General features: G+C 68.3%; 22 protein-coding genes and 3 tRNA genes. 14 read left to right on the forward strand and 11 right to left on the reverse strand.

Annotated elements, in window-relative coordinates; translation table 11 throughout:
• The first annotated feature begins 75 nt into the window (after positions 1 to 75).
• Both ACFOSH_RS09270 and ACFOSH_RS09275 read left to right on the forward strand, forming a co-directional pair.
• Positions 76 to 1,470 carry a hypothetical protein gene (locus ACFOSH_RS09270; protein WP_378238318.1) on the forward strand — a complete coding sequence of 465 codons (1,395 nt, stop codon included), beginning with the start codon at positions 76 to 78 and terminating at the stop codon, positions 1,468 to 1,470.
• Entirely contained in the window at positions 1,470 to 2,435 is a 966-nt protein-coding gene (locus ACFOSH_RS09275; RefSeq protein WP_378238319.1) for a glutamate ABC transporter substrate-binding protein, read from the forward strand. The genes ACFOSH_RS09270 and ACFOSH_RS09275 overlap by 1 nt, the downstream gene beginning before the upstream one ends.
• 43 nt (positions 2,436 to 2,478) lie before the next feature.
• Here the strand turns inward: ACFOSH_RS09275 and ACFOSH_RS09280 are convergent, their stop codons facing one another.
• From ACFOSH_RS09280 to ACFOSH_RS09295, 4 genes are all read right to left on the reverse strand, one after another.
• Positions 2,479 to 3,966, reverse strand: a complete 1,488-nt coding sequence (locus ACFOSH_RS09280) for a hypothetical protein (protein WP_378238320.1) — start codon at positions 3,964 to 3,966, stop codon at positions 2,479 to 2,481.
• A gap of 19 nt (positions 3,967 to 3,985) precedes the next feature.
• Positions 3,986 to 4,540, reverse strand: a complete 555-nt coding sequence (locus ACFOSH_RS09285) for a DUF3558 family protein (protein WP_378238321.1) — start codon at positions 4,538 to 4,540, stop codon at positions 3,986 to 3,988.
• A gap of 10 nt (positions 4,541 to 4,550) precedes the next feature.
• A complete protein-coding gene (locus ACFOSH_RS09290) occupies positions 4,551 to 4,967 on the reverse strand; it encodes a hypothetical protein (RefSeq protein ID WP_378238322.1) in 417 nt (138 codons plus the stop codon).
• 767 nt (positions 4,968 to 5,734) lie between these two features.
• Entirely contained in the window at positions 5,735 to 6,487 is a 753-nt protein-coding gene (locus tag ACFOSH_RS09295) for an ESX secretion-associated protein EspG (RefSeq protein WP_378238324.1), read from the reverse strand.
• A 134-nt stretch (positions 6,488 to 6,621) separates the two neighbouring features.
• On the opposite strand from ACFOSH_RS09295, the gene ACFOSH_RS09300 reads away from it, so the two are divergent.
• Positions 6,622 to 9,285, forward strand: a complete 2,664-nt coding sequence (locus ACFOSH_RS09300) for a tetratricopeptide repeat protein (RefSeq protein WP_378238325.1) — start codon at positions 6,622 to 6,624, stop codon at positions 9,283 to 9,285.
• 10 nt (positions 9,286 to 9,295) lie between these two features.
• Here the strand turns inward: ACFOSH_RS09300 and ACFOSH_RS09305 are convergent, their stop codons facing one another.
• The 6 genes from ACFOSH_RS09305 to ACFOSH_RS09330 all read right to left on the reverse strand — a co-directional run bounded on the left by ACFOSH_RS09305 (position 9,296) and on the right by ACFOSH_RS09330 (position 14,433).
• Positions 9,296 to 9,880 (reverse strand): PaaI family thioesterase, encoded by a 585-nt coding sequence (locus ACFOSH_RS09305; RefSeq protein ID WP_020633063.1) that lies wholly within the window; start codon positions 9,878 to 9,880, stop codon positions 9,296 to 9,298.
• 9 nt (positions 9,881 to 9,889) lie between these two features.
• Positions 9,890 to 11,305, reverse strand: a complete 1,416-nt coding sequence (locus ACFOSH_RS09310; protein WP_378238327.1) for an MFS transporter — start codon at positions 11,303 to 11,305, stop codon at positions 9,890 to 9,892.
• Between the two features lie 214 nt (positions 11,306 to 11,519).
• On the reverse strand, positions 11,520 to 11,981 hold the full coding sequence (locus ACFOSH_RS09315) for a hypothetical protein (protein ID WP_378238328.1): 462 nt from the start codon (positions 11,979 to 11,981) through the stop codon (positions 11,520 to 11,522).
• A 4-nt stretch (positions 11,982 to 11,985) separates the two neighbouring features.
• Positions 11,986 to 12,543: a SigE family RNA polymerase sigma factor gene (locus ACFOSH_RS09320; RefSeq protein ID WP_378238330.1), complete on the reverse strand. Its 558-nt coding sequence runs from the start codon at positions 12,541 to 12,543 to the stop codon at positions 11,986 to 11,988.
• Entirely contained in the window at positions 12,544 to 12,894 is a 351-nt protein-coding gene (locus ACFOSH_RS09325) for a hypothetical protein (protein WP_378238331.1), read from the reverse strand.
• A gap of 297 nt (positions 12,895 to 13,191) precedes the next feature.
• Positions 13,192 to 14,433: a L,D-transpeptidase gene (locus tag ACFOSH_RS09330; RefSeq protein ID WP_378238332.1), complete on the reverse strand. Its 1,242-nt coding sequence runs from the start codon at positions 14,431 to 14,433 to the stop codon at positions 13,192 to 13,194.
• Between the two features lie 421 nt (positions 14,434 to 14,854).
• Here ACFOSH_RS09330 and ACFOSH_RS09335 point away from each other — a divergent pair, with 421 nt between their 5' ends.
• Positions 14,855 to 15,058: a cold-shock protein gene (locus ACFOSH_RS09335; RefSeq protein WP_003097368.1), complete on the forward strand. Its 204-nt coding sequence runs from the start codon at positions 14,855 to 14,857 to the stop codon at positions 15,056 to 15,058.
• Between the two features lie 117 nt (positions 15,059 to 15,175).
• Here ACFOSH_RS09335 and ACFOSH_RS09340 read toward each other — a convergent pair whose 3' ends face one another.
• Positions 15,176 to 15,598, reverse strand: coding sequence for a hypothetical protein (locus ACFOSH_RS09340; protein WP_378238333.1), 423 nt, complete (start codon positions 15,596 to 15,598; stop codon positions 15,176 to 15,178).
• 537 nt (positions 15,599 to 16,135) lie between these two features.
• Here ACFOSH_RS09340 and ACFOSH_RS09345 point away from each other — a divergent pair.
• The 10 genes from ACFOSH_RS09345 to ACFOSH_RS09390 all read left to right on the forward strand — a co-directional run bounded on the left by ACFOSH_RS09345 (position 16,136) and on the right by ACFOSH_RS09390 (position 22,106).
• Positions 16,136 to 16,396 carry a hypothetical protein gene (locus ACFOSH_RS09345; RefSeq protein ID WP_378238334.1) on the forward strand — a complete coding sequence of 87 codons (261 nt, stop codon included), beginning with the start codon at positions 16,136 to 16,138 and terminating at the stop codon, positions 16,394 to 16,396.
• Positions 16,397 to 16,521: 125 nt separating this feature from the next.
• Positions 16,522 to 17,301, forward strand: coding sequence for an SCO6745 family protein (locus ACFOSH_RS09350; protein WP_378238335.1), 780 nt, complete (start codon positions 16,522 to 16,524; stop codon positions 17,299 to 17,301).
• 145 nt (positions 17,302 to 17,446) lie between these two features.
• A tRNA-Glu gene (locus ACFOSH_RS09355) sits at positions 17,447 to 17,519 on the forward strand.
• A 28-nt stretch (positions 17,520 to 17,547) separates the two neighbouring features.
• Positions 17,548 to 17,621 (forward strand) — tRNA-Asp (locus ACFOSH_RS09360).
• 31 nt (positions 17,622 to 17,652) lie between these two features.
• A tRNA-Phe gene (locus tag ACFOSH_RS09365) sits at positions 17,653 to 17,726 on the forward strand.
• A gap of 80 nt (positions 17,727 to 17,806) precedes the next feature.
• On the forward strand, positions 17,807 to 18,325 hold the full coding sequence (locus ACFOSH_RS09370; protein WP_378238336.1) for a hypothetical protein: 519 nt from the start codon (positions 17,807 to 17,809) through the stop codon (positions 18,323 to 18,325).
• A 136-nt stretch (positions 18,326 to 18,461) separates the two neighbouring features.
• Positions 18,462 to 19,691: an efflux RND transporter periplasmic adaptor subunit gene (locus ACFOSH_RS09375; RefSeq protein ID WP_378238337.1), complete on the forward strand. Its 1,230-nt coding sequence runs from the start codon at positions 18,462 to 18,464 to the stop codon at positions 19,689 to 19,691.
• Positions 19,688 to 20,392, forward strand: coding sequence for an ABC transporter ATP-binding protein (locus ACFOSH_RS09380; protein WP_378238338.1), 705 nt, complete (start codon positions 19,688 to 19,690; stop codon positions 20,390 to 20,392). The genes ACFOSH_RS09375 and ACFOSH_RS09380 overlap by 4 nt, the downstream gene beginning before the upstream one ends.
• Positions 20,389 to 21,591 carry an ABC transporter permease gene (locus tag ACFOSH_RS09385; protein ID WP_378238339.1) on the forward strand — a complete coding sequence of 401 codons (1,203 nt, stop codon included), beginning with the start codon at positions 20,389 to 20,391 and terminating at the stop codon, positions 21,589 to 21,591. The genes ACFOSH_RS09380 and ACFOSH_RS09385 overlap by 4 nt, the downstream gene beginning before the upstream one ends.
• An 8-nt stretch (positions 21,592 to 21,599) precedes the next feature.
• A complete protein-coding gene (locus ACFOSH_RS09390) occupies positions 21,600 to 22,106 on the forward strand; it encodes a hypothetical protein (RefSeq protein WP_378238341.1) in 507 nt (168 codons plus the stop codon).
• Positions 22,107 to 22,112 lie beyond the last annotated feature (6 nt).

Below are 22,112 nucleotides of genomic sequence, written 5' to 3' on the forward strand. Positions count from 1 at the left end.
CGCCGGTGTCACTGGCTGCGCCGATCCCGACTCGGATACCTTCTTTGCGGGTAGAGCCAATGGGGAGGAACGGCGATGACGAGCACAGTGACCCGGCCGGGGCCGCCGGGCAGCCCCGCGCCGCCCCCTGCGCCGGAAGGCCGCAGCGGGATCGCCGGGCTGCTCGAACTGCCGGGGAACGGGATCCGCGCGATCATCCGGTCCGCGGCGACCACACCGGGCAGGCTTTCGGTCATCGCGATCGGGCTCGTGCTGCTTTCACTGGTCGCGGGGCTGTTCGGCACGCTGGCCGCGCAGGACAAGAAGGACACGATCAACGGCCTGATCGACCACCGCGAACCCCTCGCGGCCGCGGCGCAACAGGTCTACCGCGCGCTTTCGGACGCCGACGCGACAGCGGCCAGTTCCTTCCTTTCGATCGGCACCGAGCCGCTCCCGATGCGCCAGCGGTACGAACGCGACGTCGCGGAGGCCGGCGCCGCGCTGGCGAAGGCGGCGTCGGACTCTTCCGGTGTCGACGAAGCGGCCGAACAGATCAACATCCTCGGCCGCGAGATCCCCGTCTACACAGGACTGATCGAGACCGCGCGTACCTACAACCGGCAGGGTTATCCCGTCGGTGCCTCGTATCTGCGCGAGGCTTCCGAACTGATGCGGGCGAAAATCCTTCCCGCGGCACAGGATCTATACCGCATCGACACCGACAGGCTCGCCGCCGAACAGGACGACGCGACCGGATTCCCTTGGCTGACAACGGCTTTGATGCTCGCCCTGCTGGCCGCGCTGATCGTCACCCAGGTGCACCTGACCCGGAAGACCAATCGGCTGCTGAATGTGGGGCTCGCCGCCGCGACCGTGTCGGTGGTGGTAGCTCTGCTGTGGGGCGCGGTGGCGATGGTCGTGCAGACCAGTCTCGTCGGCAGCGGCGAGGAAGACGGCTCGCACCAGGCGGACGTCCTCGTCCGCGCCCGGATCGCGGCGCTGCAGGCGCGAGCCGACGAAACGCTGACCCTCGTCGCCCGCGGCGACGGCGCGGCGTACGAGAAGGACTTCGGCGATCTCGCCGCGCAACTCGGCGGGTCGGACGGCCAGGGCGGCCTGCTGGGCGAGGCCCACGGCCTCGCGGCGGGCGGCGCGGCGGCGGAGAAGGTGGACGCGGCGATCCAAGCGGCGTCGGCGTGGTTCAAGGCGCACCGCGAAGTGCGGCGCCTGGACGACGACGGCTTCTACCAGGACGCCGTCGACACGGCCATCCGTGACGACAAGAAGGACGGCGCGGCCGGGGCGTTCCTGCGGCTCGACGAGAACCTGGTGGCCGCGATCAACGTGGGACGGCAGGAATTCCTCGACGGTACCCGTGGTGCCGACCGCGCCCTGACCCTGCTCGCGCCGGGGATCGCGGTGCTGGCGTTGATCGCGGCTGCGGGGTCCGCGTTGGGAATCCGTGAACGGCTGAGGGAGTACCGGTGATGCGGAACGGTCTGCGAGGGGCCGTGCTCGGCGCGGTCCTGGTGCTGGCGACGGCTTGCGGCAGCGCGGGGGCGCCGGTCGACCCGGCTCCCGCCGGCGACGTCGCCCCGCCGCAGCCAGCGAACGTCGGCGGCGCCGACAACGCCGGTGGCGGCGGGACGACCGACACGAGCTGCAACCCGCTGGCGAGCCTGCGGCCGACCAACGGCACGTCGATCACCAGCGGCTCGACAATGGCGAAGATCAAGGAAAACGGCAAACTCGTCGCCGGCGTCGATCAGACGACGTTCCTGTTCGGTTTCCGGAATCCGACGTCGGGCCAGCTCGAAGGTTTCGACATCGACATGGTCAACGAGATCGCGAAGGCGATCTTCGGCAGCGCGGAAGGCCGCGTGCAGTTCCGGGCGATCCCGTCGAAACTGCGGGAAGAGGTGCTGGAGAAGAAGCAGGTCGACATCGTCGTCCGGACCTACAGCATCACCTGCAGCCGGCTGAAGAGGGTCGGCTTCTCGACGGCGTACTACCAGGCGGGGCAACGGATCCTGGTCGAATCCGGGTCGAAGGTCGCGCAGCTTTCGGACCTCGCGGGTCGGCGCGTGTGCGCGACCAAGACGTCGACTTCGCTGACGAAGATCGCGGCGGATCCCTCGAAGCCGGTGCCGGTCTCGGTGGACAACTGGTCGGACTGCCTGGTGATGTTGCAGCAGAAACAGGTCGAGGCCGTGTCGACGGACGACGTCATCCTCGCCGGGATGCTCGCGCAGGACCCGACACTGAAGATCGTGGGGGACCGGTTCAGCGAGGAGAACTACGGCATCGGTGTCCCGAAGGAGAACGAGGACATGGTGCGGTACGTGAACGCCGTGCTGGAGAACGTGCGCGGTGGCGCGTGGCAGGCGAGCTACGCGAAGTGGGTCGGGAACAAGCTCGAAGGCGGAACGCCGCCTTCGGCCCAGTACAAGTGAGAACGGGCCGTTCGGGATTCGCTCCCGAACGGCCCGCTTCGGTCTACTTCTCGCCGATCACCGGCGGCACCGGCTTCATGTCGCCGTCGTAGCCGCCGAACAACACGTCGGCGTCTTCCTCCTGCAGGTAGTCCGGGGCCTTCTTTTCCTTGTCCTCTTCCTTCTGCCCCTTGCCGCCGGGACCGCCGCCGCCCAGCGGACCCTGGCCGCCGCTCTTGCCCGCCGCGGCCGCGCCACCCCGGGTGACCCGCTCCTCGGGCAGCTTGCCCGCCCCGGACCCGCCGCCCTTGCCGGCGAGCTTCTCGGCCTCGCCGGCCGGAACCTTGCCGCCCGCGAGCCGCTCGGCGACGTTGCCCGACCCGCCGTTGCGCCCGAACCCGCCGCTCCCGCCGCCGGTCAACCGACTCGCCGCGCTGCCACCCGGCCCGCTCGGCGTCCGGCCGGGCTTGCCGCGGTACTGCTCGCTGCCCAGCCGCCCGAGCCCGGAGGGACCAGGACCGTTCACGGCCGCCAGCCCCGGCGTCGGCCCGGGCCGGAACGTCCCCGGCGGCCCGCTGAGCGACTGCCCCGGACCCGGCCCCCCGGTGTGCCCGCCGCCCGTGGTGATCCCGGGCCCTGGCCCCGACGTCGGCCCCGGTCCTGGCCCAGGTCCAGGACCAGGACCAGGTCCGCCCGGGTAGCCCGGCCCGGAGCCCGGCCCGCCGCTGAAGCCCTTTGCCTCAGTACCCCCGGAAAACCCGGACGCCGTCGTCGAATCGCCCATTTCCGGCGGCGGGGCGAACGTGGGCTGCCGGGAATTGACGTCGAAGAGCGACTGGTCGTAGGTGTGCATCACCTGCGCGGCCTGCTGATGCGCCTGGAACGACTGCTCCTGCTTGGCCGAGATGTTGCCGACCGTCTCCACCGCACCCGCGAAGTTCCCGCTCCCGAGCTGCTGCATCGCGTTCTTGTACTCGGCGTTGCGATCGAAGGGGACCTCTTCGGGCATGGAGTTCTTCGCCGCTGTGGCCGCCGCGGCGGACTGGGAGAAGCGGTTGGAGGCGAGGTACGCGCCGTCGCCCGCGGTGTCGGCCCACTTGCTGACGTTGGAGAAGAAGTCGGTGACCGACTTGGCGCCGTCGCCCTGCCAGTGCTCGCCCTCTTTGCCGATCGCGTCGCGGACGGCGTTGCTGAAGGTGTTCAGGGAGTTGCCCTGGTTGTTCCAGAGCTCGCCCTTCTCGTCGATGTCGCGAGGGTCGAGGTCCTGCGTGACCATGTTCTTCAGTTCGCCGTGCGGGACTGCTTCGTAGCGCTGTTCCGAGGGGCTGAGGCCCGTGCGGAACTGCTGGCCCTGCGTAAGCGCCGCTGCCTGATCGGCCGAGTATTGCCCCGCCTTCGCCTCAGCCGTCAGCCTCGCCGTGAGGGCGTTCCCGCCGGGACCCGCGTTGACCTCGTCGTACGTCTCGGAGTACCGCTTGGCCTCGTACGTCCGGCCGGTGTTACCCAGTGCCGAGAACTTACTGTCGAAGTCGTCTTGCCCGACGTTGACCATGGTCCCTCCCGTTCCGTAGTCAGTTGCCTCTAGGCAGTTTGGGTTCCGCGGCTGTGGCGATTTCCCTGGACAGCGCGCAGGCTTCTTCGTTGGTTCCTGTCTGCTCCAGGGTGGTTGACGCGGTCATTCGTGAGTTGGGGCCGACCGCGACAGCGACTGTGCAGGCATCGGTTCCCGCGTCACCCGGGATTTCGACCGCTTCGCGGCCATTCAACTTCGAGGGAACTTTGGTTCCTTGCCCAGGTGACAGCTTGTCGATCCCGGCGTCGGAGACGAGATAGATGCTGACGGAGGCGTAGCCGCGTTTCGCGGTTCCACATCCGTTTTCGCTCTCGTAGGTCTCCACCTTTGGAGACTCGAACCCCTTGGCCGCGGTTGTCGGCTCCAGCAGGTCGCATGCTTTCAGAGCACCGAAGATGTCTGCAGGACCAGTGCCGGACGAGGTCGCCGTACTCGGATTGGATGACGTCGGTATAGGTGTCGCTGTTCCAGGTTTCTCCGACGAACAAGCGGTCGCGGTGAGCAACGCGACCGTCAGGGCCGGTAGCAAGCGGTAGCGGAGGTGAAGTTTCATAGGAAGGAAGTCAGCCCTGTTTCAGATTCTTGAATGCGTCAACGCCATGTTCGTCTTGCTGCTTATACTTGGTCTTAGCCAGGTCGATGGCTTCGTTTGCCCGGAGCACGATGTCTCTCAACATGTCCAGCTGTTTCTTCGCGGACAAGTCGTCACCATCGGCGACCAGAACCGCATGGTCGCCGATCCGCTGCGCGTATGGACCGGTGCCCAGCTTCGGTTTTTCCGCAAGGCGCTGGAACCAGCGTTTGTTGCTGTTCCAGTCAAAGACATAGTCGTTGATCGCCTTCTTCAGGGCTTCCCCGGCCTCTTCACTGACCTTGAACTTCCCCTCCTTGGCCGCGGTCACCATCGCGTCGGCCTGCGCCGAGAAGTCGCCCAGCATCTGCGAGAAGCCGCCCGGCGGTTCGCCGGTGCCGTCAGTCATGGTCTCTCCCCTGTGCCAGTCCCGGTTACTCGTAGCGCTCGTCAGATCACGATATCAGCGGAAACGGCTTGGAAGGGGCCCTTCCGGCGAGGATCACGCGCTATCGACGCGGGCGGCTTCGACCAGGTCATGGGCTTGTCGTGTCAGGGGGAGCCCGTCGTAGAGATGGAGCTTGTGACAGCCAAATTGACCCTGGCGAGTGACTGGTCGCTGTCAGCTTCCCGGGGTAACTGTGCCGAGAACTTCTCCGCGATCGGCCGCACTTGGGTACAGGCTTGCTCGTTTGTTCCACCGCTAAGGGTCAAGCTGATCGATGCGCGTGCCTTCGGTGTCACGGACACCCCGATGAGGCAGGCGCTGGCGCTTCCGCCGAAGCCTGAGATCTCGACGGCGTCTCGGCCGGAGATGGTGGTGGGGCTCTGGAAACCTTCGTTCTTGTCGTATTGGTCTATGCCTGCGTTGTCGACAAGGTAAGCGCTGACGGAGCCATAACGGCGCTTTGAGGTTTGACAGCCATTGTCGCTCTCATAGCGCACCAGCTGTGTTCCCGGAACATGCGATGAGCGTGAAAGCACAGGCCACGAGAGCTTTGCAAGGCCGGGGGAGGCGACGTCGGGACTGAAGAAGGACCAGGTCGCAGGCTTTGAGGCCGTCGAACACTACGACCTTGGCAGCCGGTGAGCGTCGCGGCCTGTTTGTGGTAGCCAGTAATCCTCAAAACCTTTCGCTCAGCTCGTCCGGCCCCGAAGGCCGCCTTCCGGCGAGGATCACGCGCTGCCGACGCGGGCGGCTTCGACCAGCTCGTGGATCCATCGTGCCAGGTGGGAGCCGTTCGTCGGGGTGAACGTGCGACGGACTTCGCCATCGGGGAAGCGGTCGGTGGTGAGCATGAAGCGGCCTTGGACGCTGTCGAACCACTGGACGCTCTTCTGCTGCGGTTTGCCTCGATCGTCGCGCAGGGTGATGCCGAGCGTGCCGAGCCTCGCGAGCGGGAATTCGAAGAACCGGCCGGCCGCGCCCAGGCGGAGGTTGCCGGGGTCCTTGGCGAACGGGTCGTCCGGTCGTTTGGACGGGGGGAGGGTGCTGGACGTCGTCACCCGTCCGGGGAATGGTGGTAGTGACGGCAGGTTGTCGAGGAGGGCCCCGATGACCTGTTCGGGGTAAACCGGCTCGAAGAGGATGTCGAATCCGCGTTGCTGGCTCACGACGCCCGAACGCTGGTTCCAGCTACCCCGATAGAGGTATTCGGAGTCCTGCTCGACTTCGTGCGCCTCCAGGGTGACGACGAAGTCTCCCGTGGCCCAGAGCCGGAGTGTCTGTTCGTAGTCGCGCAGGAGTTCGCGGCCGCGTGCGAAGCCTCGGTCGGCCAGGCCGGCCCAGACCTCTTCGCAGTGCCGCTCGCGTTCCGTGACGGTGGTACCGACGGTCGGGATCGTGAAGGGCAGCACGAATCTGCCGAGCCCGAGTTCTTCGAGTACGACGTCGAGCTGGGCCATCGACATCGAAAATGACGCAGGCACCCGGGCCTCCCCCTCATCACCTGCTGAATCGGTTCTCTCTCGCACCGTAGCGGGTTCGACCCGGCGCGGGCAGGACCCGCCTGCTCACGTCTAGGATCAGGTCCCAAGCCGTCGCGGGGATTCGGGAGGTACCAGTGTCGGAAGAGCCGCGCCGTCCTCGGCACGCAGCGCCGGATGACGCCACGCCGGACAAGGAAGCGGAATCCGCCTCCTGGACGCCGCCGGCTCCGGTCCGCTGGGAAACGCCCGAACCGTCCATTTCCGGCAGGCTCGACTTCTCCGAGCCGCCGAAGGCGAAGCCCCAGCCGGAGACGGACGCCGAGCGCACCATCTACCACGCTCCGGTCCAGCGTCCGCAGACTCCGCCGCGCGGCCAGCAGCGGCCGATCCCCGGCGCCGAGGACCCGACGCGCCCGCCGGGCGAGATGGCCCCCGTGAGCCCGCAGACCCAGGTCGTCCGCCCCGCGTGGCAGGCGCCCGTCGACGTGCCCCAGCCGACCAGCGTGCTCTCCTCGCCGACCCCGGAGACGCAGAGCATCATGCCGCCGTCGCCGCGCGTCGACCACGGGCACGGCCCGCTCCCGGATCCCGGCACCGAAAGCGTCCTCCCCGAACGTGCCAGCGAAAGCCGGGGCACCGCTACAGGCACCGGATCGGGCAGCCGGGGCACCGGCACCGGAACGGGTTCGTTCCCCGGCACCGCGCGCCGGACGTCGTCGCGCACGTCTCGTCGCGGCCGCCTCGGCGCCGGGCTCGTCGACGTCCCGCAGGTGCCGTACCGCGACCCGGCGTCCGCCGTCCTCGACAACCCGATGGTGTCGGAGGAGAAGCGCTTCTGCAGCAGCTGCAGCGCGAAGGTCGGCCGCGGCAAGGACGGCAAACCCGGCTCGCCGGAGGGCAACTGCGAGAAATGCGGGAACCCGTTCTCCTTCGTCCCGAAGCTGCGGCCGAACGAGATCGTCGGCGGCCAGTACGAGGTGCTCGGCGCCCTCGCGTACGGCGGGCTCGGCTGGATCTACCTCGCGCAGGACCACAACGTCAGCGACCGCTGGGTGGTCCTCAAGGGCCTGATCGACACCGGTGACGCCACCGCGATGGCGGCCGCCGCCAACGAGCAGCGGTTCCTCGCCGAGGTCGAACACCCCAACATCGTCAAGATCCACAACTTCGTGCAGCATCCGGACGGCGACACCGGCAACTCCGTCGGCTACATCGTCATGGAGTACGTCGGCGGCCAGTCGCTGCGCCAGCTCGCGCTCGCGCACCACCGCGAGACGAAGCGCCCGGAGCCGCTCCCGATCGGGCAGGTGATCGCCTACGGGCTCGAGATCCTGCCCGCCATGGGCTACCTGCACAGCCAGAACCTGCTGTACTGCGACCTCAAGCCCGACAACGTCATCCAGACGCACGAGCAGCTCAAGCTGATCGACCTCGGCGCGGTCCGCCGCGTCGACGACTACGAGAGCCCGCTGTTCTTCACCACCGGCTACAGCGCGCCCGAGCTGGCGACCCACGGCGCTTCGGTGGCATCCGATCTTTACACGGTCGGCCGCACGCTCGCCGTCCTCAGCTTCGAGTTCTCCGGGTACACCAGCAAGTACAAGGCGACCCTGCCCGGCCCGGACGTCGTCCCGCTGTTCGCGCTTTTCGGTTCGTACCACCGTTTCCTGAAGCGCGCGACGCATACCGACCCGGACCGCCGGTTCATCGCGGCCGAGGAGATGGGCGACCAGCTGACCGGTGTGCTCCGCGAGATCATGGCGCTGGGCACCGGGAAGCCGCGCCCGGGCGCTTCGACCGTCTTCGGCCCGGAGACCCGCACGTTCGGCGTGGACCTGGTGGTCCCGGAGCACGGCGGGAGCGTGCCGCTGCCGGATCCGGGCGAGGTCGTCTCGGGCCTGCCGATCCCGCAGGTCGACACGGACGACCCGGCGGCGGGCGTGCTCGCCTCGACGGTCGCGCTCGATCCCGGCGGCGCGATCGATTCGCTGGCCGGAGCGCCGCGCGAGTCGATCGAGGTCCGGTTGCGCATCGTGCGGGCCCGGATCGAGCTCGGTGAGCTGGTCGAGGCGCAGCGGCAGCTGCAGGCCGCGCAGTACCTCGCGATCAAGGCCGGTTTCCCGCACGACTGGCGGATCGACTGGTACCGCGGCCTGATCGAGCTCGCGGGCGGCCGGTCCCGTGTCGCGCACGTCGCGTTCGAAGCGGTGTACGACGACCTTCCCGGCGAGATCGCGCCGAAGCTGGCTTTGGCCGTCAGCGCGGAGGGAGTCGGGGACTACTTCGGCGCCGCGCGCTACTACGAGCTGGTGTGGCGAACGGACCGGTCGTACGTCAGCGCGGCCTTCGGGCTCGCTCGCGTGTACCTCGCGCAGGGGGCCAGGGCCAGCGCGATCGAGGTGCTGGAGGCCGTCCCGGCGTCGTCGACGCACTACGTCGCCGCGCAGGTGGCCGCGATCAAGATCAAGACCAGGATCAACGGCGGCGGCAAGGACCCGGTGATGGTGTCCGAGCGGGATCTCGTCGACGCGTCGACGCGGCTGGAGCGCCTGCAGCTCGACGCCGAACGCCGCACGCGTCTGTCGGCGGAGGTGCTCGAAGCGGCGCACGGCTGGCTCAACTCGCAGAACCGGCCGACGCCGGGGGCGAAGGTGCTGGGCTGCGCCCTGGACGAGCGGGACCTGCGCTTCGGCCTCGAGCGCTGCTACCGGACGCTGGCCCGGCTGGCCGGAACCATCGACCAGCGCGTCGAACTCGTCGACAAGGCCAACGCGATCCGGCCGAGGACGCTCACCTAGGACGAAACGCTCAGGGGTTGATGTCCCATTCGCGTTCGCGCTTGGCCTTTTCGTGCGCGGCGGCGAGTTTCTGCAGTGCCTCGGGGTCCCCGTGGGTGCTGAAGTGCTCGAACTCGACCCGCACGAACAACGCCCGCGCACGCACCGCGACAGGGCCGTCTTCGGCGTCGAGCCGTCCGTCGGCGCTCACGTAGATCTTCCGCCCGGCGACGCCGTCCAGTTTCGTGGCGATGTACAGGGTCGAGCCGACCGGAACCGGCCGGAGGAAGTCCGTTTCCAGTTTCCCGGTGACGGCGGGGCGACGCAGCAGGTTGCCGACGGTGGCGCCGAGCGCCTCGTCGAAAGCGCAAGCCAGCAGGCCGCCATGGGCGAGGCCGGGCGCACCCTGGTGGGCGGAGGTGACGGTGAACTTGGAGTACACCGTCGTCCCTTCGCCCACCGTCGAATGCAGGTGGAGCCCGGCCTCGATCTCGTCGCCGCACCCGAAGCACTCACCGAAGTGGATGCCGAGATGGCTGCCCGGCTGAGGGGCTTTCGGGTGGACGGTCGCCGGTTCGACTTCGACCGGCGGCCACGGCTGCGAGATACGGCTCATGGACAGACGTTAACTCGCCGGTAGCTCCGAGGCGCCGCCGGGAGTGGCCGTTTCCGGCTTCCGGCGCCGCGCGATCCGCGAGTTCACGATGCCCCGCAGCGAAACCCCGGCCGTCTCCGGCAGCAGCAGGATCGGGATGGCCGCGATCGCCGCCGCGCCCATCAGGTAGTACGCGGGCCACAGGTTGTCGCCGGTCGAAGTCACCAGGCTGCCGATGACGTACGACGCCGTCCCGCCGAAGAGCGCGGTGGAAACGCTGTACCCGATGGAGAAGCCGCCGTAGCGCTCCTGCGTCGGGAACATCGCCGGCAGCGTCGCCGCGAGCACGGCGAGGATCAGCACCAGCGGGACCGCGATCATCACCAGGCCGAGCATGAGCTGCAAGGCGTTCTGGTCGTCCGCGGCCGCGCCCATCAGCGAGAACGCCGGGATCGGCAACACCAGGAAGCTCGCGCAACTCGCGATCAGGATGGGTTTTCGCCCGATGCGGTCGGACAGGATGCCGACCGGGACGATCAAGATCAGCATCAGCGCGATGGTCGCCAGGATGATCAGCAACGGTGTGTGCCCGCCGAAACCGACCACGTCCTTGAGATAGGTCTCCAGGTACGTGATCACGATGTAGTCGGCGACGTTCAGCATCACCACGATGCCGATCAGGTGCAGGATCGACGTCCAGTGCTTCTTGAGCAGCGCCTTCAGCGGCGACTTCTCGACCTGGTCCTTCTTCTCGATCTCCTGGAACAGCGGAGTGTCCTCCAGCTTGTTCCGCAGGTAGAGACCGACGATGCCGAGCGGACCGGCGATCAGGAACGGCAGGCGCCAGCCCCATTCGCGCATGGCGTCGTCGCCGAGGACGACGGTGAAGATCGTGACGAACCCGGCGCCCATCGCGAAGCCGACGAGCGTGCCGAACTCCAGCCAGCTGCCCCAGAAACCCCGGCGCCGGGCGGGCGCGTACTCGGCGATGAACGTCGCCGCGCCGCCGTACTCACCGCCCGCCGAGAAGCCTTGGATGGTCCGCAACAAGATCAAGAGGACCGCCGCGGCCGGACCGATCGTCGCGTAGGACGGCAGCAGGCCGATGATGAACGTCGATCCCGACATCAGGATGATCGTCAGCGCGAGAACCTTCTGGCGCCCGATCTTGTCGCCCAGCGGACCGAACACGAAGCTGCCGAACGGCCGCACGATGAAGGTGATCGCCAAGACCGCGAAGGTCGCCAGCGCGCCTTCGGAAGTGCTGGAAGCGTTGAAGAAAACCTGCCCCAGGATGGCGGGCATGAAGCCGAAAACACCGAAGTCGTACCACTCGATGCAGTTACCCATCGCCGCTCCGGCGACGGCCTTTCTGATCTGTTCAGGTGGGGCCTCCGCGGGTTCCCCTTTTTCCTGATCCGACGCACTCAGCGCCTCTTCGGCCATGGGTTTGACCTCCCGACCCACCCGTTTACTTACCCATCGACGAGGGTTTGTTCCCTCGACCGTAGGTGTTCAAACGTCCGGGCTCAGCGTTTTGGCCCGATCTCCCAGGCGTCGTTCCCCCAAAACGGTGATGAACCACCAGGTGAAGTCGATGTCGGGGAATTTCTGATTACTTTGGGTGACATCTTGAGAATCGGACGTTCCGGACGGCGGATCACCGCGTCGTGGTCGCGACCGGCGGTTCGCTCGGCTCCTTGGTCGGAGTGGGCGCGCTGCGGGGAGGGACGATCGTCGCCGTGCGCCCTGGCTGAGAGGTCTTGGGCACCGCGCGCGTCTGACCGGGCTTCGCGGAAGTCTCCGGATCGGGCGGCTTCCCGGGAGTGACTTCCGGCTGCGGGGTCGACTCGGCAGGTGACGACGGGGCCGGTATCGGGGCGATGGTCGACAGGCCAGGGCCCGCGGGTCGCACCGGCGCGGGTCCCTCACCGCCGCGTCCGCCGACCGCGATCGCGCCGAGCACGATCACCGCGACCGTCGCCAGCGAACTCCCCGCCACGGCCAGCCGCTTGCGTCGTCGCCGGATCCGGCCACCCCGCTCGATGATGTCCGCCGCCCGGATGCCCAGCGGGGGACCACTCGCACCGTGCGAAAGCACGCCTTTGATGTCCTCGTCCATCTCCTCACCTCCCATCGTCGTGCGCTCCGCTCAAGGCCAGTTCGCTGAAATGCGGTCCGAGCCGCTTGCGCAGGGTCGCCAGGCCCCGCGCGCCCTGACTCTTCACGTTCCCCGTGCTGCAGCCCAGCGCCGCGGCCGTCTCGTCGACGCTGAGGTCTTCGAAGTAGCGCAGCACCAGTACGGCCCGCTGCTTCGGGGCGATGCCGGACAGGGCGTGCCTGACCAGCATCGCCTGTTCCGTACCGGCCGTTTCGCTCGGGAGTTCGGGAAGGGAGTCGGCGAGCTTCTCCCGTTTGCGCCAGACGCGCCGGTGCTCGGAGAGGAACGTCCGCAGCACGATCTTGCGCGCGTAGCCGTCGAGCGCGTCGTGCCGGGAGAGCCTCGGCCAAGCCAGATACAGCTTCAGCAGCGCGGCCTGGGTGATGTCCTCGGCCTGGTGCCAGTCCCCGCACAGGAGGTACGCGGTGGCGCGCAGGCTGTGAGCGCGCTCGTCGAAGTACCGGGCGAACTCGCCGTCCCACGGCGAGCCCGTCCCGGTCTTCGACGAGCGGCTCAACGACACCTAGTTACCGGCTCCTTCGACGATGGCGGGGAGGTTCAGGTCCCCGGTCGGCCCGGCCGGGACGGCCTTGGGCACGCGGTGCTCGCCCGGGGCGGCGACCGCCGGGGTCTTCTGGACGGGCCGCGGGTCGCGCGCCGGCGCGGTGGTGGCGCGGGGCGGCTCGACAGGCTTCGCGGTGGTGGGAGCCTGGGTCGGCTGGGGCGCCGGGGTGACCGTCGACGACGGAGCGCTCTGGTCGGCCGACGCCAGCGACGTGGTCGCGAAGGCTGCGCCGCCCGCCAGCAGCAGCGCGCCGAGGGAAAGAGCGATACGAGTACGCAAGGGAGTCTCCTCGATCCGGGCGCCGCTCATTGGCCGCGGCGCCTCACGTCGTTAGACATGCGCCTTGCCCCGCATCGGGTTGCATCGAGTTTTGAAGTCTCACAACGCGGTCTCCCCAAGGGCGCTCCGCGCCCGACGGAGACTTCACCCCGTGCGCCCTCTTTGGGCCGGAGGCCCACTGGAACCTTTTGCGGGGTGCCCTATAGGGACAGCTGAGCTCGATCGCGGTGCCGCGCCCCGCGGAAGGTTCCAGTCAGCGCACGGCAACCAAGCACGAACGGCCGGAGACCACAGGGGTCTCCGGCCGCCCGGTTCCATGGAAGTACTTCAGCTCGCGAGAGCGGAAAGCTTGGACCACTCGGCCCAGTCGTAGGTCCAGTCGCTGTAGTCGCGCGCCCGGTTGATCTTCTGGGTGCTGCCCTCGATCTCGACGGGGTCCCCGACCAAGGCGCCGTCCATGTACGCCTTGGCGTTCGCCGGCGCCAGGTTCACGCAGCCGTGCGAGATGTTCTTCTTGCCCTGCGCCCAGATCGACGGCCCGTACCCGTGGATGAACTCGCCGTTGGTGGAGAACCGCACCGCGGACGGGACGACGATGTTCTCGTAGTTGTAGCGCTCGTTGGTCATCGAGTACGTGTCGTGCTTGGACATCACCACGTGCGTGCCGCTCGGCGTGACACGGCCCGGGTCGGCGTCGAGGCCGTAGCTGGCCGGGTAGTCCGCGATCTGCTGACCGTCACGGACCACCAGGAGCCGGTGGGTCTGGGTGTTGCCCTTGACGATCTGCGAACGGCCGATCGTGAAGCTCGCCGAGCGGTCTTCCTTGCCGTACACGCCTTCGCCGATCTTGACGCCGTAGATCTTGGCGTTGAACTTCACCGTGGTGCCGGGCTGCCAGTAGGCCTTCGGCCGCCAGTGCACCGAAGTGTCGTCGTGGACCCAGGCCCAGGACCCCTCGGTCTTCGGCGTGGTCTCGACCGACAGCGCCTTCTCGACCGAGGCCTTGTCGGTGACCTTGCTCGGGAACGTCAGCGTGATCGGCATGGCGATCCCGTAGGTCTGCCCGTCGAAGACGTTGATGTTCGCGCCGACCTGCTTGCGCGGCTTGACCGTGGTGAAGGCCCCGCCGATCTCGACGGGCTTGCCGTCGGTGCCGGTGGCCTTGCCGGACCACGTGTAGCCCTTGCCGTAGCCGAGCTGTTCGGTGGTGGCCCAGCTCTTCTTGTCTTCGGACGGCTGGCCCGCGACCTGCTTGCCGTCCGGATTGGTCAGTACGACCTGGTCGAGCGTGCCGTCGGCGACGCTGACCTTGATGGGCTGGCCCGGCGCGACGTCCTGCGCGCCAGCGGCGGGCTCGTAGGACAGTTTGGCGGGCGCGGCCGCCTTGTCGCCGGTCTCGCCGCTCATCTGGCCGCCGCCGTCCGGCCCGCTGGCCGACACCGTCGGCTCGCTGCTGCACGCCCCCAGCGTCAGAACGGCCACCAGCCCCAGTGCCGCGAGTGCCGTCCGGCGGCGCGCGGTTTCCGTGAACCTCAAAGCTTCCCCTTTGCTCCCCTGTACACCGACCATGACGTCCGGACCGCCCGGTAAGTTGATCCGTCCGGGAGTGATGCGAGTCACAATCGGGTGGATCATAGTTCACGATCGGGGCATGACCGACTTCGGTCCGTGTCCGACGATGAGCTGAGGTCGGCGTGCGGCGACAGGGTAGCGAGCGGGTCCGACAGAAGACGGATCGGTATACGACGTTCCGGTGACCTTGGTACTTGGGGGTGCCCAGAGTCCGATCACGGGCTTCAAATATGGCCAGATCCCGGTACGCTGCCATCAGGCCGTCGTTTTGCGTGTTCGTGGCTTCACACTCGCGGAACTTCTGACGCGAGCCATGAGCCGGTGACGCGCTCTTTGCTCGACTCGTTGGAACCGCCCGGGACGGTCTGGGTGTCGCTTCGGAGGCACTCGAAGCGGATGTGCAACGAGGAGTAAAGCGGTGGCGCAAGGCACTGTGAAGTGGTTCAACGCGGAGAAGGGCTTCGGCTTCATCGCGCAGGATGGCGGCGAGGGCGACGTCTTCGTTCACTACTCGGAGATCGAGGGACGCGGTTTCCGCACTCTCGAGGAGAATCAGCGAGTGGAGTTCGAAGTCGGTCAGGGCCAGAAGGGCCCGCAGGCCCAAAAGGTCCGCGCGATCTGAGTCCGCCCTTCGGCGTTGCTCAGACTGAACAGAAAAGCCCCCGGCGTTCTCGTCGGGGGCTTTTCTCTGCTTCGAAAACTTCTTTTGGTGTGCTGTTCCGTTCCGGGCGCGACGGGGTCAGCGGGGGACGGGCTGCTGCTCCCACGCGCCCGCGTCGAAGCGGAATTCGTCGGTGTGGGCTTCTTCGTGGCGGCGCTGCTGGGCCGAGTTGGCCTGCGACTCCCACGAGAGGCGCTCGAGGATCCATTCCTGCGCCAGCGCCTGCGGCGACAGGTTGCGCTCGGCGGCGGCGTCCTTGAGCTGTTCGCAGGCGATGAGGTTCATTCGCAGCTGGAACACCTGGGCTTCGCCGAAGCGCTTGCCGGTGCCGGTGCTTTCCGGGTCGTTGTCCGGGGCCAGGGCGCGAAGGTAGCTGGTGAGCTCCGTGTCTTCGACGACCGCTTCGGCCTCCTTGGAGGAGGAGTTGCGGTGACGACCCGGGTTGACCGGCTTCAAGTTCGTGCGGCTGCCGTTACGACGGCTCAGGGAAGGAAGGGGCACCGGGCCACGATAACGGTTCGGTCTCGGCAAACCAACCACAGTGAGCCACGACACACCCACTTTTCTGTCCCATTTGGCCCAACCCCGACAAGAAACCGATTTCCCATGATCACAAACCGCGACAACCGCAACCATTCGCGCCAGCGTCGCTAACTCCCCGACCGCACCGGCCCGGGCTCGCCAACCGCCGCCGACCGGACCCTGGGGGTTTGGGGGGTGGCCTCCCAAAACACGGAGCGACCCCCGCGCCAGGGGGAGGAACGCGGGGGTCGGAGGGGATCTCCACAGGCGCTGACCGGGGGTGTGTCAGCAAATCGATTGTTGCACGGTTTGCTGAGAAGGGCGAGTGGGCGCGGGCAGAATTCCGGTCCTCGCGCCACCTGTGGTTCGCCTGTGGTTCATGTGGTGCCGGAGTGCGCGTGATTGCTCTGCGTTGTGCGGAGCGTGTCGACAGTTTCACTCTCCGGGGGGCTGTGTGTCGCGGCCGGCTCTGGCTAGCCTCGCGGCCAAGCTGTTCGTTGGCCGTCTGGAGGAACCATGGGTGGGTCTGTGGAAGTGCGACAGTTCCTCCTTCGGTACGAAGGTGCCGATGGGGGAAGCTCGACGACGTTGGCGGGTGGTCTGCCGGCGCAGCGCACGGGTCAGGGGGATGCCCAGCAGCGGGTGTCCGACGACCAGGTGCGGCGTGCCCGGCTGGCGGTGGCCAATGGGGCGCTGGGTGTCGATGACTGTGTCCAGTTGCTGGACATGCTGGGGTTGACGCTGGATGAGGACGGGCAGGCGCCCGTTCAGCGCTGAGTTCGTTCACGAAAGCCCGGTCGTGCGGTGTTCGCCGCTCGGCCGGGCTTTCGTTTGCCCTTGACGAGGGGGCCGCCAGTTGTGTAACACTGTTATTATTCAACTGGCGGGAAGGTGCGGACGACATGGGTGACGAAGCGGCTGTCGAGGTGGCGCGGGAGATCCGAGGCGCGGTGCAGGTGCTGGGCGGGAAGTTCATGACCTCCCCGGAGCTCGCCGAGGTCGAGGCGGAGGTCGGTCTGCCGCCGCGGACGCTGTACCTGCGAGGGCGTTCTGCGGTGCTCGGCGACCCGCCGCCGAAGGTGGTCGCGGAGCTGTTCGGGATCTTCCCGTCGTGGCTCTTCGAGTTCGCCTTGCCACCCGCGATGGCGGCCCTCGACGCGGCCTCCGCGGTCCGTGCCTACGCGCGGTCATCGGCGAAGTGGGCGCACGTCAGCCTTTCGGGTGCCGACGATCCCGGCCGTCTGGCGGATCTGCTCTTCCGTCTCGTGGACGCCGCGGACGCGAGTGGTCTCGCGTTGTTCGCCGGATGGCAACTCGCCGATCGCCCGGAAGACGATGTCGAGCGGCTGGCTTTCGCGCTCATGGTCTTCCGCGAGTTCCGCGGCGGCGTTCACTTCGCGGCCCTTCGCGCCGTGGGCCTGACGGTGTCCGAGGCCGTCGTCGCGGACCCGGAAGGCGGACCAGGGCGCCTCCTGCGCACCGCGTGGTCCGAGGAGGCGGCCGGCGAGCTGATCGCGACGGCGGAGGCGAAGGGTGACCTGCGGGAGCGGTGGCGGTACGCCGAGCACCTGACCGATCAGCGCGTGGCCGAGCTCCTCGCCGTCACTCTTACGGACGACGAGCAAGGAGAGCTTCAGTGGCGTCTCGCCGCCCTGCGGGACGTGTCGGCCCTGATATCCTGAACTCGCCGCGTTCTCGCAGGTCCCAGCCCTGTGAACAACTAGAGGACCCCCTGTGCGGGAGCTGAAAAGGGCGTGTCCTATAGTTATGTTCGCTCCCGGGGACACCGGAGAGCGCGGGTCGATCGGTTCGCCGAAACCGAACCGGGCTCCCATCGTCCAGCGGCCTAGGACTCCGCCCTTTCAAGGCGGCAACGCGGGTTCGAATCCCGTTGGGAGTACGCAGTACAGTTACAAAGCAGTATGCAAGGCCCTGTGGCGCAGTTGGTTAGCGCGTCGCCCTGTCACGGCGAAGGTCGCGGGTTCGAGTCCCGTCAGGGTCGCAAGATCGTTCGGCTCCTGGCCGGCGTTCCCGGCCAGGTAGCTCAGTTGGTACGAGCGTCCGCCTGAAAAGCGGAAGGTCGCCGGTTCGACCCCGGCCCTGGCCACCGCTTCCTGAACCGTCTTGACCCAGGTCAAGGCGGTTTTTTCATGCCCACGGCCGGGAACCAGTGGAAGACTCGTGCCCGTGAACGTCGCAGTGAGCGTGATCACACCGGTAGTCGCCCTGATCGGCGTCTTCCTCGGCGGCTGGCTGTCGTACCGCAATCAGGATCGGCTGTGGTGGCGCGACCACGAGCGGCAGTGGCGCGATCAGCGCCTGTCGATCTATCAAGAGTTCCTGGCCGCTTCGCGGGAGTACATCGCCTTCGCCCTCGAACCGACCGCCAAGATCGTGGCTCGGCCGCATCCGAGACTGCGGGGGCACCTGATGCCCTACTTCGACGAGGCGGGCCGTCCGTACAAGGAACACCTCGAGGCAGGCATGGTCGCGGTCTGTCTCGTCGCCGACACCGCGAAAGCGGTCGAGACGTCCCCCGAGCTCGTCCGGTCCGTCCGGCAGATCGCCGCCTGGCGTGCCGACCACGAGGCGGGGGATCGCGGGGACGAACTCTTCGACGCGTTCTGGGCGGCGGAGGCGGCTTTCGTCGCCGCGGCACGCGACGAACTGGGCCTCACTCCGGGGCCCCGGGCGGCTTCCCCGTGAAAGGACCGCCTCGACCGAAGCCGAGGCGGTCCTCGTGGCGGTGGCCAGGCTGGGATCACAGGGGCGCCCCTGGATACACAGCGGGCTCACAGGCAATCAACAGGTCATTGCCAAGCAACGGCAGCAGGGTCACCGCATGACGCGAGCTCGCCCCTTCAAGGCTTGGGTGCTCAACGGTGTCCTGGTCGTGCTCCTGGCCGGAGCAGGTTTCGGGATATATCAGGCATTCAGTCCCGAACAGAACACCGCGCAGGCCCAGACCCGCAGTACGCCGGTCCGCCGGGCCACGGTCACCGAGACCGTCTCCGCCGCCGGGACGCTCGCCAGCGGCTACACCGGCACCGCGAACTTCGCCACGGCCGGCAAGGTCGCGTCGATCGACGTGAAGGTCGGCGACGTCGTGTCGGTGGGCCAGAAACTCGCGACCATTGACAGTGCTCAGGCCGCGAAGGAGCTTCAGGTCGCGAAGGCGAACCTCGTGGTCGCGGGGGACAACCTCGACACCGCCGAGACGGCGGAGGCCACCCCCGCCACCGGCCAGAACTCCCCAAGCGCCCAGAACAGCGTCGCTTCGGCTCAGGCCAAGGTGGACCAGGCCGAGCTCGACGTCCAGAACGCGCGGACCGCGCTCGACAACACCACGCTCCACGCACCCGGCGCGGGGACGGTCACGGCGATCAGCGGCACCGTCGGACAGCAGTCCTCCAGCGGCTCTTCCGGCAGTTCCCAGCCGTCCACATCGAGCGGGAACCAGGGGAACTCCAACGCCGCGACGTCGTCTTCGTCCAGTGGCGGCAGCGGGTTCGTCACCATCACGAACATGGCCGACCTGGTCGTCGACACCTCGATCGCCGAAATTGACGTCAGCAAGGTCAAAGCGGGCCAGAAGGCGACGGTGACGCTGAACTCGTCGCCGGACAAGCCGGTCCAGGCGACCGTCTCCAGCGTCGACCTGACGCCGACCACGAGCGGCAGCGTCGTCTCCTACCGCACGAAGCTGGCGTTGACCGGCGCGCCGGAAGGCCTGCGGCCCGGCCAATCCGCGAGCGTCGTGGTCACCGTCGCCGAGGCGCGGAACGCGCTGAGCGTCCCCGCCGCCGCGGTGCGGACCACCGGCGGCACGAACACCGTCACCGTGCAGGAGAACGGCCAGAGCGTCCAGCGCCAGGTGCAGGTCGGGATCCGCGGCGAGTCGACGGTGCAGATCACCTCGGGGCTGACCGAGGGGGAGAACGTCGTGCTGACCGCGGCAGCGGCCACCGGCACCGGGCGGACGGGGGGAACGGGAGGCTTCCCCGGCGATGGGACCGGCGGTTTCCCCGGCGGTGGCCAGCGCGGCACCGGCACCGGAGGCGGTCGGGGATGAACCCGGTGATCGCGGTCTCCGGGCTGCGCAAGACTTATGGGGAAGGGGAGACCGCCGTGCACGCGTTGCGCGGGGTCGATCTCGCCATCCTGCCCGGCGAGTACGTCGCGATCATGGGCGCGTCCGGTTCGGGCAAGTCGACGCTGCTGAACATGCTGGGCTGCCTGGACGTGCCGACCTCGGGGGAGTACCTGCTCGACGGATTCGGCGTCGGCGAGCTCAACGAGCGTCAGCTGGCGTTGCTGCGCAACCGCAAGATCGGTTTCGTGTTCCAGTCCTTCAACCTGGTTCCCCGAACCTCTGCAGTGTCCAATGTGGAGCTTCCACTTGTCTACGGTGGACTTCGGCGGTCGGTGCGGCGCGAACGCGCGCTCGCCGCGCTGGAGATGGTCGGCCTTTCCGACCGGGCCAAGCATCTGCCGAGCGAGCTGTCCGGCGGGCAGATCCAGCGCGTGGCCGTGGCGCGGGCGCTGGTCACCGGGCCCGCGATGCTGCTGGCCGACGAGCCCACCGGGAACCTCGACAGGCGCAGCACCGCGGACGTCCTCGGCGTCTTCGACAGGCTGAACCGGCTCGGTCGCACCATCGTGGTGATCACGCACGAGGACGAGGTCGCCGCGCATGCCCGCCGGGTGGTCCGCGTCGAGGACGGGCTGATCGTCTCCGACGAGCCTGCCCGCGCAGTGGGAGTGGCGTCGTGAACTTCCTGGAGATCCTGCGGTTCGCGATCCGCGGGCTCACCGCGAACAAGCTGCGGTCGGCGCTCACCACGCTCGGCATCACCATCGGCGTCGCGGCGGTGATCTTGCTCGTGGCGGTGGGGAACGGCGCCTCCGCCGCCATCGCGGCGAGCATCCAGGGGCTCGGCACCAACGTCGTCAACGTCTCCCCGGCGCGCGGCGGCGGCCAGAGCGCGACGGCGCGCCCGCTGACGGTGCAGGACGCGCACGCGCTCGTCGACCCGATCGGCGCGCCGGACGTCAAGGCGGCGTCCCCCGTGGTGACCACGACGGCCACCGCGACCCGCGGCCAGACGTCGTACGACATCCCGAGCGTCGTGGGCACCGAACCCGCCTACTTCACCACGACCAACAAGGAGATCGCCGACGGCGCGCTGTTCACCGCCGAGGACGTCACAGCCGCGCGGAAGGTCGTCGTCCTCGGCGCGACGACGGCCCAGTCGATCTTCGGCACGGCCGAGCCGGTCGGCGGGAACGTACTGCTCAACGGCATCCAGTTCACCGTCGCGGGAGTGCTGAAGGCCCAGGGGAGCACCGGGCCGCAGAACGCCGACGACGTCGCGATCGCGCCGATCTCGGCGGTGCAGAACTCCTTGGCGGGCTACGGAAGCCTGAGCCAGATCGCCGTTCAGGCGACAGGCGCGGATTCGGTTTCCCTCGCCCAGGCCGAAATCACCGCGATCCTCGACGCGCGGCACGGCATCCGCGCCGGCGGCACCGCCGACTACCAGATCCAGAACTCCGAACAACTGCTCGCGACCCGCACTTCGGCCACCGAGACGTTCACCGTGCTGCTCGCCGCCGTCGCGGCGATCTCGCTGCTGGTCGGCGGGATCGGCGTCACCAACATCATGCTGGTGACGGTGACCGAGCGGATCCGCGAGATCGGCATCCGCAAGGCCGTCGGGGCACCGCGTTCGGCCATCCTGGGCCAGTTCCTCGCCGAAGCGACCATGCTCAGCCTGTTCGGCGGGCTGCTCGGCGTCGCGATCGGGCTGATCGGCAGCCGGTTCACGATCTCCGGGATTCAGCCGGTCGTGGTGCCGTCCTCGATCTTCCTCGCCTTCGCGGTTTCCGCCCTGATCGGGCTGTTCTTCGGGGTCTTCCCAGCGAACCGGGCCGCGAAGCTGCGGCCGATCGACGCCTTGCGTCACGAATAGGAGTCTCGATGCCGTCTACTGAACCGACCGCGGAGGAGATCGTCGCCGGTCCGGCGGTGACCGGTGATCTCCACGGCGAGATGCGCCGCGCCGCGCGGTCGTTCTCCCGGACCACGCGGGTGCTGGCCGGTCTGGTCGCGCTGGCGGCCGTGTTCGCCCTCGGTGCCTGGACGCATGCCGCGTTCGGCTCGGCCTCGACCCCGGCGCCCGCCCGCCAGGCCGCGGCGCCGGGCGGCCAAGGACAGCCGGGCGCCCAGGGACAGGGCGGCACCCGCGGCGCGGCCGGGCGCGGCACCACGGGCACGATCGACCGCGTCGACGGGACCAAGGTGTACGTCAAGAACGCGCAGGGCGGCGAGATCACGGTGTCCACAACGGACGACACGACCGTCGGTGTGACACAGGCGGGCAAGCTCACCGACCTCAAACCGGGCTCGACGGTCGTCGTCCAGGGACAGACCGGTGACGACGGGACGGTGGCCGCGCGGTCCATCACCCAGGAAACAGGCCGCTGATCTTGA

The organism is Amycolatopsis speibonae, from assembly GCF_042647925.1.
GTDB lineage: Bacteria > Actinomycetota > Actinomycetes > Mycobacteriales > Pseudonocardiaceae > Amycolatopsis > Amycolatopsis speibonae.

What these genes read in the sequence shown, in the direction of transcription:
- ACFOSH_RS09390 (WP_378238341.1), top strand. Translation starts at nt 21,600, where the DNA reads ATGCCGTCTACTGAACCGACCGCGGAGGAGATCGTCGCCGGTCCGGCG.
- ACFOSH_RS09325 (WP_378238331.1), bottom strand. Translation starts at nt 12,894, where the DNA reads ATGAGCGGCGCCCGGATCGAGGAGACTCCCTTGCGTACTCGTATCGCT.
- ACFOSH_RS09275 (WP_378238319.1), top strand. Translation starts at nt 1,470, where the DNA reads ATGCGGAACGGTCTGCGAGGGGCCGTGCTCGGCGCGGTCCTGGTGCTG.
- ACFOSH_RS09380 (WP_378238338.1), top strand. Translation starts at nt 19,688, where the DNA reads ATGAACCCGGTGATCGCGGTCTCCGGGCTGCGCAAGACTTATGGGGAA.
- ACFOSH_RS09310 (WP_378238327.1), bottom strand. Translation starts at nt 11,305, where the DNA reads ATGGCCGAAGAGGCGCTGAGTGCGTCGGATCAGGAAAAAGGGGAACCC.
- ACFOSH_RS09375 (WP_378238337.1), top strand. Translation starts at nt 18,462, where the DNA reads ATGACGCGAGCTCGCCCCTTCAAGGCTTGGGTGCTCAACGGTGTCCTG.
- ACFOSH_RS09315 (WP_378238328.1), bottom strand. Translation starts at nt 11,981, where the DNA reads ATGGACGAGGACATCAAAGGCGTGCTTTCGCACGGTGCGAGTGGTCCC.
- ACFOSH_RS09285 (WP_378238321.1), bottom strand. Translation starts at nt 4,540, where the DNA reads ATGAAACTTCACCTCCGCTACCGCTTGCTACCGGCCCTGACGGTCGCG.
- ACFOSH_RS09270 (WP_378238318.1), top strand. Translation starts at nt 76, where the DNA reads ATGACGAGCACAGTGACCCGGCCGGGGCCGCCGGGCAGCCCCGCGCCG.
- ACFOSH_RS09290 (WP_378238322.1), bottom strand. Translation starts at nt 4,967, where the DNA reads ATGACTGACGGCACCGGCGAACCGCCGGGCGGCTTCTCGCAGATGCTG.
- ACFOSH_RS09350 (WP_378238335.1), top strand. Translation starts at nt 16,522, where the DNA reads ATGGGTGACGAAGCGGCTGTCGAGGTGGCGCGGGAGATCCGAGGCGCG.
- ACFOSH_RS09330 (WP_378238332.1), bottom strand. Translation starts at nt 14,433, where the DNA reads ATGGTCGGTGTACAGGGGAGCAAAGGGGAAGCTTTGAGGTTCACGGAA.
- ACFOSH_RS09280 (WP_378238320.1), bottom strand. Translation starts at nt 3,966, where the DNA reads ATGGTCAACGTCGGGCAAGACGACTTCGACAGTAAGTTCTCGGCACTG.
- ACFOSH_RS09345 (WP_378238334.1), top strand. Translation starts at nt 16,136, where the DNA reads ATGGGTGGGTCTGTGGAAGTGCGACAGTTCCTCCTTCGGTACGAAGGT.
- ACFOSH_RS09305 (WP_020633063.1), bottom strand. Translation starts at nt 9,880, where the DNA reads ATGAGCCGTATCTCGCAGCCGTGGCCGCCGGTCGAAGTCGAACCGGCG.